Origin of the sequence: Bacteroides sp. An51A, from assembly GCF_002161565.1 — a bacterium.
Taxonomy (GTDB): Bacteria; Bacteroidota; Bacteroidia; order Bacteroidales; family Bacteroidaceae; genus Phocaeicola; species Phocaeicola intestinalis.
In genome coordinates this window covers 1-1,081 of sequence record NZ_NFIC01000022.1, presented here as the reverse complement: position 1 = coordinate 1,081, position 1,081 = coordinate 1, and the positions used below count along the sequence as shown (strand labels likewise).

1 protein-coding gene is annotated in these 1,081 nt (G+C 51.1%); it reads left to right on the top strand.

Going from position 1 to position 1,081, the window contains the following annotated elements:
* The first annotated feature begins 101 nt into the window (after nucleotides 1-101).
* Nucleotides 102-1,055 (top strand): IS30 family transposase, encoded by a 954-nt coding sequence (locus tag B5G04_RS19185; RefSeq protein WP_087395476.1) that lies wholly within the window; start codon nucleotides 102-104, stop codon nucleotides 1,053-1,055.
* The last annotated feature ends 26 nt before the right edge of the window (nucleotides 1,056-1,081 follow it).

The following is a 1,081-nucleotide window of genomic DNA, read 5'->3' as shown; positions in this document are numbered from 1 at the left end:
CGGAGGAAGGCGGTGGAAGCCCGGAATCAGGGTCATCCGGCAATACAAAATAAAAAAGGGAGACCTCTGTCTCCCACGGATTAATTACTTTTGTATTGTCTATGAAGTATAAGCACTTAACCCGTGAGCAAAGGTACGCAATTTACCTGGGACGACAAAAGGGTGAGACTCTGGAAATGATTGCTCGTTCCATAGGAGTCCACAAATCGACGGTAAGCCGTGAGATAAAGCGTAACTCCACGCCGAGCGGCAAGTATGTATGGAACAAGGCGCATGACATGGCAGAATCCCGCCGGTGTCATACGCCCGGCAACAGGGGGCTGGATGATGTGCTGCAATGGCGCATCATTGAGTTCATAAAAAACGAGCAGTGGTCTCCCCGGCAGATATCCGGACGTTTGAAGCTGGAGGGTATAAACGTCTCCCATGAAGCCATTTACGCCCTCATCCGCAAGGACGAAAGCGGGGAACTGGCTTCCCATTGCCGGCATAAGATGAAATACAAGCGCAAGGCCTCACACCGTCATGAGACTAAGGCCACGAACATCCGTAACCGTGTGAGCATACACGAGCGTCCGGCGGAAGCCGACGGCAAACGTTTCGGGGACTGGGAGATGGACCTCATCGTGGACAAGGACAGCAACGCCATCCTCACGCTGACGGAAAGGAGCACGAACTTCCTGTTGATGGAAAGGCTCAAGCACGGGAAGAAAGCGAAGCCTGTGGCAAGAACCGTGTGGAGGTTGCTGCTGCCATACAAGGGAGAGGCCTTGAAGTCCATCACCACGGACAACGGCAGTGAGTTCGCCGAGCATGAATGGATAACCAAGAAGCTCAACGTGCCCGTGTATTTTGCCGATTCCTATTGCGCATGGCAGAAAGGAGCCATAGAAAACGGCAACAAGCTGATACGGCAATATATCCCGAAAGGAACCGACATCAGTACGGTTACAGAAGGAAAAATAACCAAGATCAGGAAGAAAATTAATGCCAGACCGAGAGAAAAACTCAATTTCTTGACTCCGGCTGAGGTCTTTTTCAAAAATATTTCGTAATGTTGCACTCGCTGGTTGACTCTGCC